Source organism: Solitalea agri, assembly GCF_023914155.1.
In the GTDB taxonomy this organism is placed as follows: domain Bacteria; phylum Bacteroidota; class Bacteroidia; order Sphingobacteriales; family Sphingobacteriaceae; genus Solitalea; species Solitalea agri.
Window position 1 is genome coordinate 1 of the sequence record NZ_JAMWYS010000037.1, and the last position, 16941, is coordinate 16941.

13 protein-coding genes and 1 pseudogene are annotated in these 16941 nt (G+C 35.1%); all 14 read left to right on the forward strand.

What is annotated here, in order from left to right:
* Positions 1 to 330 precede the first annotated feature (330 nt).
* The 14 genes and pseudogenes from NF867_RS12455 to NF867_RS12520 all read left to right on the forward strand — a co-directional run bounded on the left by NF867_RS12455 (position 331) and on the right by NF867_RS12520 (position 16422).
* Positions 331 to 1131, forward strand: a complete 801-nt coding sequence (locus NF867_RS12455) for a polysaccharide biosynthesis/export family protein (protein ID WP_252588329.1) — start codon at positions 331 to 333, stop codon at positions 1129 to 1131.
* A 161-nt stretch (positions 1132 to 1292) separates the two neighbouring features.
* Positions 1293 to 3638, forward strand: a complete 2346-nt coding sequence (locus NF867_RS12460) for a GumC family protein (protein ID WP_252588330.1) — start codon at positions 1293 to 1295, stop codon at positions 3636 to 3638.
* A 181-nt stretch (positions 3639 to 3819) separates the two neighbouring features.
* The gene (locus NF867_RS12465) at positions 3820 to 5211 is read left to right on the forward strand and encodes a nucleotide sugar dehydrogenase (protein ID WP_252588331.1); all 1392 of its coding nucleotides are present in this window, start codon (positions 3820 to 3822) and stop codon (positions 5209 to 5211) included.
* 3 nt (positions 5212 to 5214) lie between these two features.
* Positions 5215 to 6639 (forward strand): oligosaccharide flippase family protein, encoded by a 1425-nt coding sequence (locus NF867_RS12470; RefSeq protein WP_252588332.1) that lies wholly within the window; start codon positions 5215 to 5217, stop codon positions 6637 to 6639.
* Between the two features lie 78 nt (positions 6640 to 6717).
* The gene (locus NF867_RS12475; RefSeq protein WP_252588333.1) at positions 6718 to 7977 is read left to right on the forward strand and encodes a hypothetical protein; all 1260 of its coding nucleotides are present in this window, start codon (positions 6718 to 6720) and stop codon (positions 7975 to 7977) included.
* Positions 7967 to 9028, forward strand: coding sequence for a glycosyltransferase (locus tag NF867_RS12480; RefSeq protein ID WP_252588334.1), 1062 nt, complete (start codon positions 7967 to 7969; stop codon positions 9026 to 9028). The genes NF867_RS12475 and NF867_RS12480 overlap by 11 nt, the downstream gene beginning before the upstream one ends.
* An 8-nt stretch (positions 9029 to 9036) precedes the next feature.
* Entirely contained in the window at positions 9037 to 10002 is a 966-nt protein-coding gene (locus NF867_RS12485) for a glycosyltransferase family 4 protein (RefSeq protein ID WP_252588335.1), read from the forward strand.
* Between the two features lie 337 nt (positions 10003 to 10339).
* Positions 10340 to 10507 (forward strand): annotated as a pseudogene (locus tag NF867_RS18495) (DapH/DapD/GlmU-related protein); the annotation flags it as partial.
* Positions 10508 to 10515: 8 nt separating this feature from the next.
* Complete coding sequence (locus NF867_RS12495) at positions 10516 to 11544, forward strand: DUF354 domain-containing protein (RefSeq protein ID WP_252588337.1); 1029 nt, start codon at positions 10516 to 10518, stop codon at positions 11542 to 11544.
* A complete protein-coding gene (locus tag NF867_RS12500; RefSeq protein ID WP_252588338.1) occupies positions 11541 to 12548 on the forward strand; it encodes a Gfo/Idh/MocA family protein in 1008 nt (335 codons plus the stop codon). Before NF867_RS12495 ends, NF867_RS12500 begins: the two co-directional genes overlap by 4 nt.
* Positions 12548 to 13420 (forward strand): hypothetical protein, encoded by an 873-nt coding sequence (locus NF867_RS12505; RefSeq protein WP_252588339.1) that lies wholly within the window; start codon positions 12548 to 12550, stop codon positions 13418 to 13420. Before NF867_RS12500 ends, NF867_RS12505 begins: the two co-directional genes overlap by 1 nt.
* 6 nt (positions 13421 to 13426) lie before the next feature.
* Positions 13427 to 14536 (forward strand): non-hydrolyzing UDP-N-acetylglucosamine 2-epimerase, encoded by a 1110-nt coding sequence (gene wecB / locus NF867_RS12510; protein WP_252588340.1) that lies wholly within the window; start codon positions 13427 to 13429, stop codon positions 14534 to 14536.
* Between the two features lie 445 nt (positions 14537 to 14981).
* Entirely contained in the window at positions 14982 to 15761 is a 780-nt protein-coding gene (locus NF867_RS12515) for a hypothetical protein (RefSeq protein WP_252588341.1), read from the forward strand.
* A 280-nt stretch (positions 15762 to 16041) separates the two neighbouring features.
* The gene (locus NF867_RS12520) at positions 16042 to 16422 is read left to right on the forward strand and encodes an endonuclease domain-containing protein (protein ID WP_252588342.1); all 381 of its coding nucleotides are present in this window, start codon (positions 16042 to 16044) and stop codon (positions 16420 to 16422) included.
* The last annotated feature ends 519 nt before the right edge of the window (positions 16423 to 16941 follow it).

Consider the following 16941-nt stretch of genomic DNA (forward strand, 5'->3'; position numbering starts at 1 on the left):
CTGTATTTTCCTCAAAATACATACTTATAAACTATAGGTAAAACTTATTTTTACACAGCCTCGCAAACGCGCGCGAGTAGAGAAATGTAAGAATAAGAGCCGTTATAACCCTTCGACTCCGCTCAGGATGACACGCAGGAACTGACAGTGCTCGTGCCGATAACCCTCAGTAAAAACCCTTAACCATTAATTACACCCACACATGATCCAATCATTTTTTTCAACAAAAACCATAGATAATTAATTAGTTAATCTTTTTTTTATAGTTTCGTGCGCTAAATTATTTACGCCTCTCTCTAACAATTAAGTATCTAAATTGGGCAAGTATTGATGAAAAGATTTTTCCTCCCTGCGCTGTTGGGCTGGGCATTTTTAGTGGCATTATTAACCGGTTGTGTAAACCAAAAGCAGGTTACTTATTTTCAACCAAGTGACCAAAACTCAGATATTACAAAACTTCCAATTAACAATAAATACATCACCACTATTCAGGCCGGTGATATCTTGGCGGTGATGGTAAGCAGTTTAAGCCCTGAGGCTAGCGCCATGTTTAACCCCTTCCCGATTCAAACAGTTACCACTTCTCAACAAACAGTACAAAGTAATTCGGGTGCACCTGCCATGGGCTACCTGGTTGACGAGGAAGGTTATATTTCCTTACCCCTTGCAGGCAAGATTAAAATTGACGGATTAAGTACCAAAGCCGCAAGCGACTTACTTACACAGAAACTGAACAAGTTCCTGGTTGACCCTACCGTGAACGTTCGGATTCTTAATTATAAGATCTCTGTAATGGGCGAGGTAAACCGTCCATCGGTCTACACCATCCCAAATGAAAAAATTACCTTACCGGAAGCATTGAGCCTGGCAGGCGACCTGACCATTTACGGTAAACGACATAACGTATTAGTGATCAGGGAAAACAATGGCCAACGTGAATTTGGAAGAGTTGACCTCACCCAACGCGACCTTTTTAATTCTCCTTATTACTACTTACGTTCAAATGACATTGTGTACGTAGAGCCAACTAGTGGAAGAATAACCTCTTCAGACAGAGCAGTTCAGCTCGCCCCTGTTATTATTAGTAGCTTATCATTATTAACAGTAATCTTCGCAACTTTTATGAAGTAATTACGTAAAAGTCCTTACCTCTGCTTTATTTCGAATAAAGTTGAGTTAAAGATTATTGGCAATAGTGTAGCACCAACCAAATCGTGTTACATACGAAAGAACAAACAACTCAGGACATATCACATTAAATTTTTTTTATGTGGTAGTAAACCAAAAAAGAAATGAATCAACCGATTATAGATCCTTTCTTCTTTCAACAGGAAGAGCAACAAGACTTTAACCTAAAAGCCATCTTATTTAAATATTTGGCTTATTGGAAATGGTTTGCCTTGTCTTTTGTTCTATCAATTATTGTCGCTTTTTTTTACCTGAGTTCTAAAAACCCCGAATATCATATTCAAGCCAGCATCTTAATTAAGGATGATAAAAAAGGACTTGGACAGGACGACATTTTAAAATCCCTGGATCTATTTTCATCCAACAAAGTGGTGGAAAATGAGATCGAGATTCTTAAATCTTACACTATAATTGAGAAGTTAGTCCATGACCTCCATCTTAATGTTGCATACCTGGTAAGAGATGGCCTTCGCAAAAACGATCTTTATACAGAAAGCCCATTGCGTTTGGAGCTGATCCGTCCAAACGACAGCATTTACCATCAACCACTTGAAGTGACGATCAAAGATGCCCAAACAGTTATATTGAATGGACAACAAATACCTTTAAATAAAGCCGTTAACACCCCATTTGGTATTTTAATGCTCAAAACAACAGGTAAGAGTGCTGCTATAAAAGAACTTAGCATCATTGTTTCTCCAGAAAATGATGTTGTTGAAGACATACAAACGGATCTTTCTGTAGAAGCCACCAATAAAATGGCTTCCGTATTATTGATCGGAATAAATACCACTGTACCTCAAAAAGGCCGTGATCTGTTAAATGGATTGATCAAAGAATACAATACCGCTGCAATTGAAGATAAAAATAAAGTGGCTTCAATTACTTTGGAATTCATTGAAGAACGGTTGAAACTGATAGCTGGCGATTTGAGTGATGTAGAGCGTAATGTTGAAAACTTCAAAGCAAAAGAAAAAATCACTGACATCAGTGAAGAATCAAAGATCTTCTTAAAAAGCGTACAGGATAATGATGCACAATTAAATGAAGTAAAAATTCAACAAAGTGTGCTTACCAATATCGAACAATATGTTCGTAGTAAGTCGAACAAAGCCGGAACTGTACCAGCCACCCTTGGCATAAGCGACCCTACCCTATTAGGCCTGATTCAGCAATTAACTGAATTGGAACTCAAACGCGAAAGTTCTATCAAACTGGTTCGTACTGACAATCCAATTATCATTGCGCTGGATGATCAGATCAAGGGCTTAAAACTGAATATTGCGGAGAACATCGAAAACCTTAAAGGGAATCTTCAGTCCGCACGTACTAAACTGGAAAGTGAAAATGCGCGCATGGAAGGAATGATTCGCTCTGTACCACGCAAAGAACGAGAACTGGTTGATATCACCCGCCAGCAAGCGATTAAGAACAACCTGTATATCTTCTTATTGCAAAAACGTGAAGAAACGGCCCTTTCTTATGCCTCGGCGGTACCTGATAGCCGTACAATAGATGTTGCCCGTGGTAGTAGTAAGCCAGTTAAACCAGTTAAACGAAATATACTTTTATTATTTGGCTTAATGGGGTTGGCCATTCCTTTTGGAATTATCTATCTGATTGATTTGCTGAATGACAAGGTTCAAAAACGGAGCGACATTGAAAACCAGACAAAGACGCCTATTCTGGCAGAAATTTCCTACTCCGAGCATGAAGAGGCCTTAGTGGTTAGTCTGAATAGCCGCAGTGTGATGGCAGAGCAAATTCGTGCACTAAGAACCAACTTACAATTTCTTGCTCCCGGCAAAAAACTGCAAACACTACTGTTTACCTCAAGCATGAGCGGAGAAGGCAAATCCTTCATCTCCCTGAATTTAGGTGCAAGCTTGGCCATGACCAACAAGAAAACCGTGATCCTTGAACTCGATTTACGCAAGCCGAAGCTTCATCCGGCACTGGGACTTTCCAACACCAAAGGAATAAGTAATTACCTGGCAGGACATGCCTCTCTTGCAGAGGTTTTGCGTGATGTTCCCGGACAAGAAAACTACAGCATCATAACCAGCGGACCGATTCCACCAAATCCTGTTGAGTTATTAATGAACGGCGGATTAGAAGGATTACTGGATGAGCTTAAACAAAAATTCGACTATATTATTATTGATGCCCCACCGGTGGGTGTGGTTACCGATGCCCAATTATTGGAGAAATATGCCGATGCAACCCTTTATGTGGTGCGTCATGACTTTACACCAAAAGAGCGTTTGAAATTTGTGGAAACTCTTTATAAAGAGCAACGCTTTAAAAACCTGAACCTTGTATTCAACGCCATTAAAGAAGGCGGAAAATATGGCTACGGTTATGGCTACGGGTACGGATATGGTTATTACCAGGAACACCCAAGTGTAAAAGGCATAAAACTGAATGGAAAAATAAAAGCAAAAGTATAGGCTTCGACTTCGCTCAGCCTGACGTTTTCGTCGTCACCCTGAGCGAAGTCGAAGGGACCCTGAGTCCTGATAGTTCTCGGGAAAGGGCTGAACAGTCCCCCTAAGCAGTCTTGCTGAGCGTAGTCGAAGCAAGACTGGGAAGGGAAAAAATAAATAGATCAAGAACTCAACCAAACCAAAAATGAATCAACCAAAACTTGCCATAATTGGACTGGGTTATGTTGGCTTACCATTAGCAATTGAATTTGCAAAAAAATATACTGTTGTTGGTTTTGATATAAACCAACAACGTATTGAAGAACTCAATAACGGCTACGACCGTACCCAGGAAGTGGAAACAGCCACTTTGCAAGCCGTTCTTGTTTCTACTGTCAGTCTGAGCGAAGTCGAAGACCATTGTCCCCCTGAGCGAAGTCGAAGGGTAAGCGAAGCCCACGTCAGTCTGGGCGGAGTCAAAGTCAGTCCGAGCGTAGTCGAGGATATGGACCATGGACTATCTTTTTCTTCCAACCTCGAAGACATAAAACACTGTAATATCTTCATCATTACCGTCCCTACTCCTATAGATCAGTTTAAAAAACCAGATCTAACACCATTGTTAAAGGCCAGTGAGTCCGTAGGAAAAGTATTGAAACAAGGTGACATTGTGATTTATGAAAGCACCGTTTACCCGGGCTGTACTGAAGAAGATTGCGTACCAGTATTGGAAAAAGTAAGTGGATTAAAATTCAATAAGGATTTCTTCTGCGGCTACTCACCTGAACGAATTAATCCGGGTGATAAAATAAATACCCTTACCAAAATAAAGAAAGTAACTTCCGGTTCCACTCCTGAAATTGCAGAAGTGGTAGATCAATTATATGCTGCTATCATTACAGCGGGTACACACAAAGCGCCTTCTTTAAAAGTTGCGGAAGCTTCTAAAGCCATTGAAAATGCACAGCGCGATGTGAACATTTCATTTGTAAACGAACTGGCACTGATCTTTGATCGCATGGGCATCGACACCAATGATGTAATTGAAGCAGCTGGCACCAAATGGAATTTCCTAAAATACAAACCGGGTTTAGTTGGCGGACACTGCATTGGGGTTGACCCTTATTATTTAGCACACAAAGCTGAAAGCTTAGGCTACCATCCCCAAGTTATTCTTTCGGGTAGACGAGTAAACGATACCATGGGAATGTTTGTGGCTAACAGAGTCATTAAACTGATGATTAAAAAAGGTCATAAAATAGACGGATCAAAAGCGCTGATTTTAGGCTTTACCTTTAAAGAGAACTGTCCCGATACCCGCAACACGCGCGTCATAGACATTTACCATGAACTAAGCCAATTTGGCGTTAAAGTAGACATTTATGATCCTTGGGCCAATGAAGTAGAAGTGAAGCATGAATATGGCATTGATATTCACTCAACCCTTGATGAAACGGCAGCTTACGATAGTATTATTGTTGCGGTGGCACATAAAGAATTTGAACAATTCGACTTTAATAAGTTCAAGCGCAATGATGCGGTAATTTTTGACACCAAAGCCTTTATTGATAGGGAATTGGTCGATGGGAGATTGTAAGCCATGCTTAAAAAAGTTCTTAATTCAAATTACACGATTGTTGGTTTCGAAAGAATATTCTCTATCGCCACAACCGCACTTTTTTTCTTTTTTATTGCTAGCAAAATAAATAAAGAAGACCTAGGTGAATATAATTGGGCGACTTCACTTACTACAATAGTTGCAAGTATTTGTTCATTAGGAATTGAGAATGTTATCACCCGAAGAATTGCTGTTGAGAAAAACCATTTTTACAAAATAGGTAATCCTTTATTTAGTTATTTAACTACGATCGGAATTGTAATTAGCACGGCTTTCTACATAGTATATTTTTATTCAAATAAGACTGAAACTATATTTTTATACTTGTTTTTTGGCTCTTTAGCTGGAAGTTTGGGCTATTTTGTTATGCTATGCCGTCAAGCTATTTCAGGTTTAGAAAAATTCAAAATTAATTCAACAGCAAATATTATAAATACATGTATTAAAATAATTGCTGGAGTTATTGGTATTTTAATCTACTCAAATCCTGTTGTATTATTCGAAGGAATAATAATTGCCAATTTCCTAACAATCGTTTATTATTATTATACAATAACAAAACAAAAAAAATCTTTTTTCTCATTCAGTTTTGATAAAAAAATTTTTCAAAGCATAATTAAGGAATCGCTTCCATTATTAGGGATAATTGTTTTCAATAGTGCTTTATCGAGGTTTGACTGGATCTTCATGGGAATTTATCAGAGCATGAAAGAAACCGCCGAATACACTTTTGCATACAGAATATACGAAATAACCTGGGTCCCTCATTTTGTAATTAGCACTATAGTTATCCCAAAATTAAGTAGAATATGTGCTGACAAAGAAACCTTTAATCAAGAGGTCAATAATGTTATTGGAGGAATGAAGTTCAGCATAATAATCTCAATCATAATCCCTACACTGACGTGTATAGGCTGGACTCCACTTGTAGATTATTTTACAAATGGTAAATACGGAGCTGTTAATCAAAATACAATAGAAATCTTATGTATTGCTGTTCCTTTTTATACATTAATAGGAATGCAGTGGAATATTTTAATTGCACTTAAGAAATCAAAAATCATTTTATGGATAACTGTTTTTACAAGTATTTTTAATATAGCAGCTAATATTATATTAATTAAACATTATAGTGGGTATGGAGCATCAATTGCTAACTTAATATCTAACATTTTTCAATTAATGCTATATTTCTTTGCAATGAGAAAACACATACCACAAATAGTAAAAGTTTTACCAATATTATTTACCTCCATACTTACCAGTTTAATGCTCTTTACAATAAATCATAAATTAAATAATGCATGGATTTATATTACTATAATATTCCTTGTTTTATTCAGCACAATCCTATTGACAGTTATAAAATATAAAAAAAATTACCTTAACCTGTATTTTGAAAATTAATATGCCTAATGGTAACACAGATTAAAATGATTTAAGAATTAAAATGAAAAAGTTGGATCTAATTTTAGCATATAAGTTGTGAAGCGTAGCATAAATCTTTTTTTTTGTATCTTATACACTCTCTCCCTTTATAAATATGTATTTATAGATTTCATTGCTTTCTTAAATAATACATTAATAGCTGATTTACTAATAGACACTCTACTCTTAGTAATCTTTTTAAATTCATTAAAATTTTGTCCAAAAAATCTAAAAAAACTAAATCTATGCATTCTTATTTTTGCAGTTATAGGATGTATTTATAATAAAACTAATTTAATTACCTTTCTGAATGGAATTAGAGAAATAATGATCATTCCTACAGGAATATGTTTTATCTATTCTATAATTTCAACAAATCAAACTTCTTATTTCCTTAAATTATTTCGAAAGTTCGCATATATTTTCCTTTTAATTCAAATTCCCTGTACAGCAATTCAATTCCTTACTTATGGGGCGGGAGATTATGTTGGAGGGACATTGGGATTTGGAGGATCGGGTGTTTTGACATTATCGATTTTTATTCTAACATTTTTCCTTATTAATTATAAAGTAAAAGTTCAAAAGGCAGGAAAAGTATATTGTACATTTATTCATTTGCCATTGTTACTTCCAATATTATTTAATGAAACCAAAATTTCCTTTATTATAATTCCGCTCTTTATGATTTGTGCATTGGAGATAAAAAACGTCAAAAGTTTAATAGCAATGGGAGTTTTAAGCATTACAACTATTGCATTTTATTCAAGTTTTTATTCCAATCAGGGAAGATCTTACGATAATCCAATAAACACTATTTTCAATAAGGATTATTTAAACTATTACTTAGCTGGTAATGCTCAGGATTATGATGATGTCCCAAGATTTACCAAACTATCACTAGGTTTATCAATTGTTTCTAATGATTTAGGCAATTTACTTTTTGGTATAGAGTATGGAGCTTTTAAAGGCAGTAGTTTTCTTGGCAAGTCAGAATTTGCTAATAAATACAATTGGCTTTTAATTGGTAGCCGACCTTATTTATTTTATTTATTTATTACAGGGGGATTAAGTTTAGTTTGCTATGTTATTTTAGTAATAAAAATCTCCCTCAATTTCCATTTGAATACAATAAAACTAAATAACTATCAAAAAATTTTCTTAGCAGGGATTGTAGGAATTATTTTTTTCTATAATGATGCATTCCGTGAACGTTTTTTTATTGCTATTTTCTTCTCAACTATTGTTGCCTTAATAACAATGAATTATTATTCACTTTACTTTGAAAAAAATTCCTTATTGAAAAAATATGCAAAATAAGAAAAGAGTTTTAATTACATCATCAACCCAATTTGGTTATTTAACGGATACACTAAAGTATTGTGAATACTTAAACAAAAAATTCTCCATTACGTATGTATGTTGGGATTATCAAAAATCTAAAATAGAAATTGAAGGAATTGAAGTTATTTATATTTCAAGACAAGGAAGTCTTGTAGAAAGAAATTTTCGTTTATTAAAAGCTATTCATCGTCAAATAAAAAAAAATTATGATATAGTTTTCTCTACATATATAAGAGGAATATCAATTATTAAATTACTATCATCAACCCCAAAATTTAACCTTGATATTAGAACCCTATCCGTCAATCGCAGTTGGGCAAAAAGAATCACGTATAATTTGTTTCTCAAGTTAGAGTCTTATGCATTTAAGAATATATCTGTAGTAAGTGATGGAGTTGCAAAAAAATTAAGTATAAAAAACTATACTCTTTTGCCTTTGGGTGGAGAATGTTATAAGGAAACAGATACTCAAAGCGAAAAATTAATCTTTATTTATGTAGGAACCCTTCAAGGAAGAAATTTTTTAACATTCATTAAGGCATTTCACAAGTTTTCCAAACAAAATAATTCATATAAAGTGCATTTAAGAATTATTGGAGATAGTCCAGGCAATGAACTTTCTGAAATTCAGAATTATACCATCCAAAATAAAATAACCAATATAGAATTGTTAGGTAGAATAAACCAAGATAAACTCCACCCTTATTTTGAAGATGCCTCCATTGGTGTTAGCTACATACCTTTAACCTCATGGTATGAACATCAACCCCCAACTAAAACATATGAATACCTTGTATCAGGTTTACCTGTGATAGCTACGAATACCTTTGAAAACAATAAAGTAATTAATCCAAGCAATGGTGTAATAATTGAAGACCATGAGTCATCCATTATCAATGGTCTTTCTGAAGTTTATTTAAAATTTGAGAGCCATCATTTTAATCAAATGATGATTAAAGAGAGTAGTGTTAGTTTCTTATGGAAAGAAGTAATAAATAAGAATTTAATTAAAATATTTGAGCATTAATAGGAAAAATGAAAATATTATTTATTACTAATATGTATCCAACAAAGGATCATATTTACCAAGGAATACATGTTAAAGAACAGATAGAATATTTAAGCCAAACTCAAATATTTGATCATGAAATCTACATTATAAATGGTAAGGCTTCTAAATTGAATTATTTAAAAAGTATTTTTCAAATCAACAAGCTAATTTGCTCGAAAGAAATTGATATACTCCATATACATTTTGGACTATCTGGTCTTTTTATGCTGTTTAATCCATTCATTAAAACTCCTTCTGTCTTAACTCTACATGGAAGTGACATAACAAAACCAGGTCTTATGCAAACAATAACAAGGATTGTTGCGCGAAAAGTAAATAGAATTATTATCCTTAACGACAAAATGAGGATTCTGCTTAATACTTCACTAAATAATCTTTACAAAATTCCATGTGGGATAAATATTGATCAATTCAGTTTGAATCGAAAAAATGGAGCCACGAGTGATTTTATAATAGGTTTTCCTGGGGATAAAAATAGGCCCGAAAAAAACTATAAATTATTTAAGAAAATAATCATTAAGCTAGCAGAAGCTCATAAAAATATAAAAATTATTGAGTTTCATAATTTAACGCGAGCACAGGTTATAGAAAAATTATCAACTTTAGATTGCCTTTTAATGACCTCGATTCGTGAAGGCTCTCCACAGATTATTAAAGAGGCAATGGCAAGTGGAGTTCCTGTTATTTCCACAAATGTAGGAGACGTTTCCAATTTACTCGACAGTGTTGAGTACTGTTGGGTTATTGATTCTTTTGAACCGGAACAGTTTACAGATAAATTAGCTCAATTGTTTTTATTGAGGCCTGAACAGAGATTAACAAATGGAAGGTCAAAAATTATAGACTTAAAACTTGATCAAGCCTCTGTAACGAAAAGGATTTACGCCATTTATGAGAATATTTTAAGTGATAATGAAAAAGCAAGTTAGTTTAATAATTTATTACCTAGTTGCGAATAAACTTCCCTCAAGTTATTTTCCATTAGGTAAGTTATTTAATTCAATAAGATTTTTTTTGATCAAGCAGTTTATTAACCAACTTGGGAAAAACACAAAAATACAACAGAATGTACGGTTTGGTAATGGTAAAGAAATTACCATTGGTTCATTTTGTGCCATTAATGAAAATGTTTATATACAAAAAGCCTCAATTGGGAACTATGTAATGATTGCTCCTAATGTGGCTATTATAGGGTCATCACATGACTTTGAATCCGTTGAAATACCTATGATTTTTCAAGGAACAAATAGGAATATAGGCCCAACCATTGATGATGATGTGTGGATAGGAAGAAATGCTATAATAATGCCTGGAGTTCAAATAGGAAAGGGTAGCATAATTGGTGCTGGAGCTGTTGTAACAAAAGATATTGAGCCATATTCAATTGTAGGTGGTGTGCCTGCAAAATTAATTAAATATAGAAAGCAGAATTGAAATAACGTATGAAAATTTGGTTTGACCTATCAAACTCTCCCCATATTAATATGTTTCATGACCTCATTAAGGAATTGGAAGGAGAGGGACATGATATCATTATAACTTGTAGGCCACTTGCCAATACTATTGATTTATTACAACAGAAGAATCTGAGCTTTACAGTAATTGGTGAGCATTACGGTAAGAATCTCTATAAAAAAATATTTGGGTACCCAATTCGGGTATTTCAGTTATGGATGTTTTTAAAAAATCATCGCCTTGATTTAGCAGTTTCACAAAGCTCATTTCATTCGCCCCTAGTTGCTAGGTTACTAGGCATTCCTTCTATTTATACTAACGATAATGAACATGCAATGGGGAACATTCCTAGCTTTATTTTTGCTACCCAAGTGTTAATTCCTGAGAATTTATCGGTAGAGAAAATATTAAAAAAAGGTTCTAGTAAAATAAAAACTAAACAATATCCAGGAGTAAAGGAAGGGATTTATCTTTGGCGGAAAAGTCAGCAGGTTCAAAAAAAGAGGAAAGAGCTTGTCAATGATCCGATAAAAATATTTGTCCGTCCTGAACCCTTAACTGCCCAATATTATAAAGGTGGCCTAAACTTTATGGATGAAGCATTGATTGAATTACAGAACAATTACGCAATCACTATTTTACCGAGAGATAATACTCAAAAAACACATTATAAACAATCTAAGTTTTCAAAAATAATTGTGGTCGAAAAACCTTTGGAATTCGATTACATTGCTGAAAATTGTACGGTATTCATAGGAGCCGGAGGGTCCATGACCCGCGAAATTGCTCTTTTAGGGATACCTACAATTTCTGTTTATCAAGATGAACTACTGGATGTAGATGAGTACATATTGAAAAAGGGTTTAATGAAACATGAACCTCAACTAACCGCAAGTAAAATCATTTCATTTATGGAATCAATCTCTAATAAAAATGCCGACTTCGAATTGATGGAAAAAGGCAAGGAGGCTTATTACTTTATTAAAAACCAAATACTAAAATATAACAATCAATGATTAAGGTTGGATTAATTGGCGCTGGTAAGATGGGTATCTCACACCTCTCAATTCTTGGCGCTCACCCAGATGCTGAAGTCGTAGGGGTATGCGACACTTCTAAACTAGTTTTGGATGTATTAAATAAATACACTCCCTTTCCTTGTTTTAGTGACCACAAAAAAATGCTTGAAGTGAGTAAGCCTGATGCGGTATTTGTATCAGTACCCACCAAGTTTCATTATGAGATCGTAAAGGATCTTTTATCCCAAAGTATTCATGTTTTTGCAGAAAAGCCCTTCTGTCTTACAGCAAAACAAGGAGCAGAATTAGTAGAATTGGCAAAGCAAAAAGGTTTGATCAACCAGGTTGGATATCACAACAAATTTATCGGCACATTCAATGAAGTTAAGAACATTTTAAATAGTGGCTCTATAGGTGATATTTACCATTTCATTGGAGAATCTTATGGCCCTGTCGTAGTAAAGAAAAAACAAGATAATTGGCGTTCTAATGCCAGTGAAGGTGGAGGCTGCCTTATGGATTACGCCTCGCATGTGATCGATCTTATCAATTACTTGATTTCCCCAGTTAAAAATGTTAAAAGTAGTTTGCTAAAACCTATATTTTCAGAAGGTGTTGAAGATTCAGTTTTCTCATTGCTAGAGTTAGAAAATAATGTTTCAGGTGTGTTATCGGTTAACTGGAGTGATGATACATACAGAAAGATGTCAACCCAACTTACTATCTTAGGTAAAAAAGGAAAGATTGTTTCTGATGCTAATGAATTAAAAGTGTTTTTTAAAGAGGATAATTGTCCTGAAGGGTACACTAAAGGATGGAATGTGAAATATATTACCGACTTCGCTGAAGAGGTAGACTTTTATTTAAGAGGAGAGGAGTATTCTGCCCAGGTAGATTACTTTATTAAGGCAATCCAGGGAAAAGTTCCTAATAACAAAAACACATTTGAATCAGCGTGGAAGACGGATTTAGCGATAGAATTAATAAAACTAAGTGCTTAATGGAAAGAATATTATTTGGTGACAATCAGTTTTTTGCTGTAAATCATATTTCAGACGAAAAGTCCAGAACTCAATCTATTAAATTCAAAGATGATCAGGCAATCATAAGGACACTAGATCATGCAATAAATGCAGGAATAAATACTTTTATGTGTACAACACATGACCGCATTGCAAATATTTGTGAAATCATAAGACAAAATCCTAATAAGTATAATGACTTTAAGATTTATCCTTGTATGCCTTATGCCCATAAATATGCAAATGCAGTCACAGAATTGGGCATTGTGGGCACACTGAAAGAATATGTTCCAGGAAATTTTTTGGGGTCAATGTTCAAGGGAGGTATAGCCTTCTTATCAAAAGACTACCTATCAATGATGGAACTATTGATTGATACTGAAATGAAAATGTTCAAAGGAATTAATACTCCAGTAATATTTCTGCAAAATGTTATTACAGATCTCCTTTTGGGCCTTGGAATGAAAGATATTCTAATTGCTTTTCATGGCTATGTCAAAAAGAAATACAACGCAGAAGCTGGTTTTATTACAATGAATCTGCCCCTGCTAATACAAGTTCTTGAGGAAGGCGGTATTGAAAATCCTATTATTTGTTCTTCTATCAATAAAGTTGGATTTCGCATGTCGGGAGGAAGGGAATTGTACGAAGAAACTCTTCGAACTAAGAAGTTCAGAGGTATAGCTATGCAAGTATTAGCCTCAGGTGCCATTTCGCCAAAGGAAGCTTTGGAATACGTTTGTGGTTTGCCAAATATCGAATCCATCCTATTTGGAGCTTCGTCGAAAAACAATATTCATGAAACTGCATCACTAATCAGGCAATTCGATCAAGAAATAATTTCCGTTTAGACTACTATGACAATAACTCTTATTGCCGGAGCACGGCCCAACTTTATGAAAATTGCTCCGATAATTGAAGCCATCCAAAATCAACAAAAATCAGGAATAGATATTCAGTATCGTTTGGTTCATACTGGCCAGCATTATGATAAGAAGATGAGTCATGATTTTTTTGAACAGCTAGGTATTCCTGAACCAGATGCAAATTTGGAAGCAGGTGGTGGCTCTCAAGCAGAACAAACTGCGAACATCATGATTCGATTTGAGAAAGAACTTCTTGAAAACCCTACTAATTTAGTTTTGGTGGTAGGTGATGTGACATCAACAATGGCTTGCTCCATTGTAGCTAAAAAATTAAACATTAAAGTAGCTCATGTAGAAGCAGGCATTCGTTCAGGAGACAGGAGCATGCCTGAAGAGATCAATCGTTTGGTGACCGATTCCATTACCGATTATTTCTTTACCACATCAGAAATGGCGAACGTTAATCTTCGCAATAATGATATTTCTGAAGAGCAGATCTTTTTTGTAGGTAATACCATGATTGATACGCTGTTAAAGCAAATGCCTCGCTTTAAAGCACCTAAACTATGGGATGCAAACAATTTAAAATCTAAAAACTATTTTGTTTTAACACTGCACCGCCCCGCAAATGTTGATAATGAAACTTCGTTTAAACAGTTAATGGAAGAAATTTTGGTTAATACGCAAGGATTACCAATTTTATTCCCTGTTCACCCCAGAACAGCTAAAATGTTAGAGAAAACAGGCATTAGTTCACCGAATCTGATTTTAGCAGAACCGATGAGCTACCTTGAATTTAACTATTTAGTAAAATACGCCAAAGCAGTCATAACTGATTCGGGAGGTATAACAGAGGAAACTACAGTTATGGGAGTACCTTGTTTAACATTACGAGATAACACAGAACGCCCGGAAACTTGTACGATAGGCACCAATGAATTAATTGGTACCAACCCTGAAAATATTCGCCCGGCATTAGAAAAGCTGTTCAAAGGAGAATGGAAAAAAGGTGGTATACCGGAATTATGGGATGGAAAAACGGCTGATCGAATTGTACAACATTTGATCGAGTTGTTTATCGAACAACAACAAGAGGTGTAACACTAAAGTGTTTTGTCTCAAAAGGGTATTTACCTTTTGAGACAATCTCTTTACGCCTGTTTCTCCCATTTAATGCCCTAATTACTCCCTTCTACCTTTCATAAAATCACTTCATCAACACTTGCAACATAATGTATCTGTGTTGTAATCGCATATGAATTTCCAGTAGATGAATATGTATTTATTAAAATCCTTTACGCTGTCTGTTAAAGGATTTATGCAAACCATATAATTCGAATTGAGAGTAATGGAAAGCTATCTACAGTCTGTAAAATAAAAAACGCCGTCTCTAAAATGTGTCCTGCAGTTAATGGAATTAGTGTTGCATGTTATACAATTGTAACTGCGATATAAAATCGTAATAATCAGCCTCACTTACTTTAAAGTCATTTTTTTATATAAACTTGCGCAAAAAGTATTGAAGATGAGTATATTCTAATAAAATATGAAAAACAAGCCGAAAGGCTTTACAGGCTATTTAGTAAAAACATCTCTTATCTATCTTTACAGGACAACATCAGCATCAGAGCGTTCATTTGGAGCCAGGCTTCAACGCGCACAAGATTTATTAACCTATGTTCAGGCATTTCCGGTTTATACGCCACCACGTACCGAAGAAAGCATTGAGGCAATGACAACCCTTATTAATCAAATCCATGAAATCAACAAATCAATGGCTGAAACCTCACAACAATACAAATTGATGGTTAAAGATCGCCATTCGGCCTTTCATTCAGGCCCTGATTCATTGGTAAAGGTGCTCTCCCCTATTAAGAATTCGGTTGAGGCACATTTTGGACGTTATTCCAAAGAATCAGACAGTATTTCGGTAATGATCAAAAAGATTAGAGGAGTAAAAATTAATCCTCCTTCAACTTTGTCAAAATCAGAAGATGCTGTAAAAAAGATCTCACTTTCACAACAATCATATGGTTCGCTTACACAATCCCTGATCGATTTAACAAATAGTCTCTCTCAATTGAAGGGCTATAAAGTATCACATACAGCCCTTTCTATCGAAAACTTACAATCCCGATCGCAGCAATTGCAAACACTTAATGAACAGGTTGCCAAACGATTTGTAAAACTAAATAGCGATCGCCAGTTACGAGATCAGCTTTACCAGGAATTAACAGATCGTGTACAACGTATTAAAGCCTTTGTAAAAGCCCAATATGGCACTCAATCGAAAGAAAATGGATTAATCGGAGGCCTATACATATAGGCAATTATAGTGCTTAAAAAATAATTGATTAGGGAAATCAAAAGCGGTCATACCAGGTATGGCTGCTTTTTTCAATACCGTACTGAACTTCTCTTTTGGATTTGATATCCGAAAGCATATAATTCGGGATTTCAAATCCTCTACTTCAAGGTTAGTTTAAAGAAGTGCTATTTTAATTCTAATAGCACTAAGTTTGCCGAAGCACAATTCCCCCTTTGAAGGGGGATAAAGGGGGATGTAAAACAGCGCACCTGGCATTTACCTCATCAACAAAACACCAATGGCCAAACGAAATAAAATTATTTCTTATGAGCCCTGGCTCAAGAAACTAGCCAGAGAGCTACGTAAAAACAGTACTAAGGCAGAGTTGTTACTTTGGCAACAAATCAGAACAAAGCAATTGAACGTTGAATTTCATCGACAAGTGCCTATCGCTAATTTTATCGTCGATTTTTATTGTCATGAGTTAAAGCTAGCCATCGAAGTAGATGGTTTTACCCATTATAATGAAGGAAACCATAAAAATGATCTTATGAGGCAGACGCATTTGGAATCTTTAGGAGTGATTTTCTTAAGGTTTGATGATGAGGAGGTAAAAAAAGACCTGTTGAACGTACTGAGAACGATTGAATATAAAATTGTGGAATTAAACGCTGGATAGTTTTTAAGAGATACTTAGAAGATAACATGCTAAGTAAATGAACATCCCCCCTGGCCCCCTTCAAAGGGGGAGTTTAAGACAGCGCTATTGGGGTTCTAAGTTCACATTACACGATGCTACTTTGAAGGATAATTTAAGAAAGTACTGGATTCACCTTTCTTGTCACAAATCTCCCGAAGAAGGCCCCCCCCTTTGAAGGGGGAGTTTAAGACAGCGCTATTGGGGGGTCTAAGTTCACATTACACGATGCTACTTTGAAGGATAATTTAAGAAAGTACTGGATTCACCTTTCTTGTCACAAATCTCCCGAAGAAGAACTCCCCCTTCAAAGGGGGAGTTTAAGACATCGCTATTGGGGGTTCTAAGTTCATATTACACGATGCTACTTTGAAGGATAATTTAAGAAAGTTCTGGATTCACCTTTCTTGTCACAAATCTCCCGAAGAAGAGAGGCTGTCTCAAAAGGGGCAGCCTTTTTAGTTGCCGAGAATTGACTGTATATTTTTTGATTGAGAATTT

Bases quoted from the DNA above. Each gene is read 5' to 3' on its own strand.
- NF867_RS12455 (WP_252588329.1), top strand. From the start codon at position 331: ATGAAAAGATTTTTCCTCCCTGCGCTGTTGGGCTGGGCATTTTTAGTG.
- NF867_RS12460 (WP_252588330.1), top strand. From the start codon at position 1,293: ATGAATCAACCGATTATAGATCCTTTCTTCTTTCAACAGGAAGAGCAA.
- NF867_RS12465 (WP_252588331.1), top strand. From the start codon at position 3,820: ATGAATCAACCAAAACTTGCCATAATTGGACTGGGTTATGTTGGCTTA.
- NF867_RS12470 (WP_252588332.1), top strand. From the start codon at position 5,215: ATGCTTAAAAAAGTTCTTAATTCAAATTACACGATTGTTGGTTTCGAA.
- NF867_RS12480 (WP_252588334.1), top strand. From the start codon at position 7,967: ATGCAAAATAAGAAAAGAGTTTTAATTACATCATCAACCCAATTTGGT.
- NF867_RS12485 (WP_252588335.1), top strand. From the start codon at position 9,037: ATGAAAATATTATTTATTACTAATATGTATCCAACAAAGGATCATATT.
- NF867_RS12495 (WP_252588337.1), top strand. From the start codon at position 10,516: ATGAAAATTTGGTTTGACCTATCAAACTCTCCCCATATTAATATGTTT.
- NF867_RS12500 (WP_252588338.1), top strand. From the start codon at position 11,541: ATGATTAAGGTTGGATTAATTGGCGCTGGTAAGATGGGTATCTCACAC.
- NF867_RS12505 (WP_252588339.1), top strand. From the start codon at position 12,548: ATGGAAAGAATATTATTTGGTGACAATCAGTTTTTTGCTGTAAATCAT.
- wecB (WP_252588340.1), top strand. From the start codon at position 13,427: ATGACAATAACTCTTATTGCCGGAGCACGGCCCAACTTTATGAAAATT.
- NF867_RS12515 (WP_252588341.1), top strand. From the start codon at position 14,982: ATGAAAAACAAGCCGAAAGGCTTTACAGGCTATTTAGTAAAAACATCT.
- NF867_RS12520 (WP_252588342.1), top strand. From the start codon at position 16,042: ATGGCCAAACGAAATAAAATTATTTCTTATGAGCCCTGGCTCAAGAAA.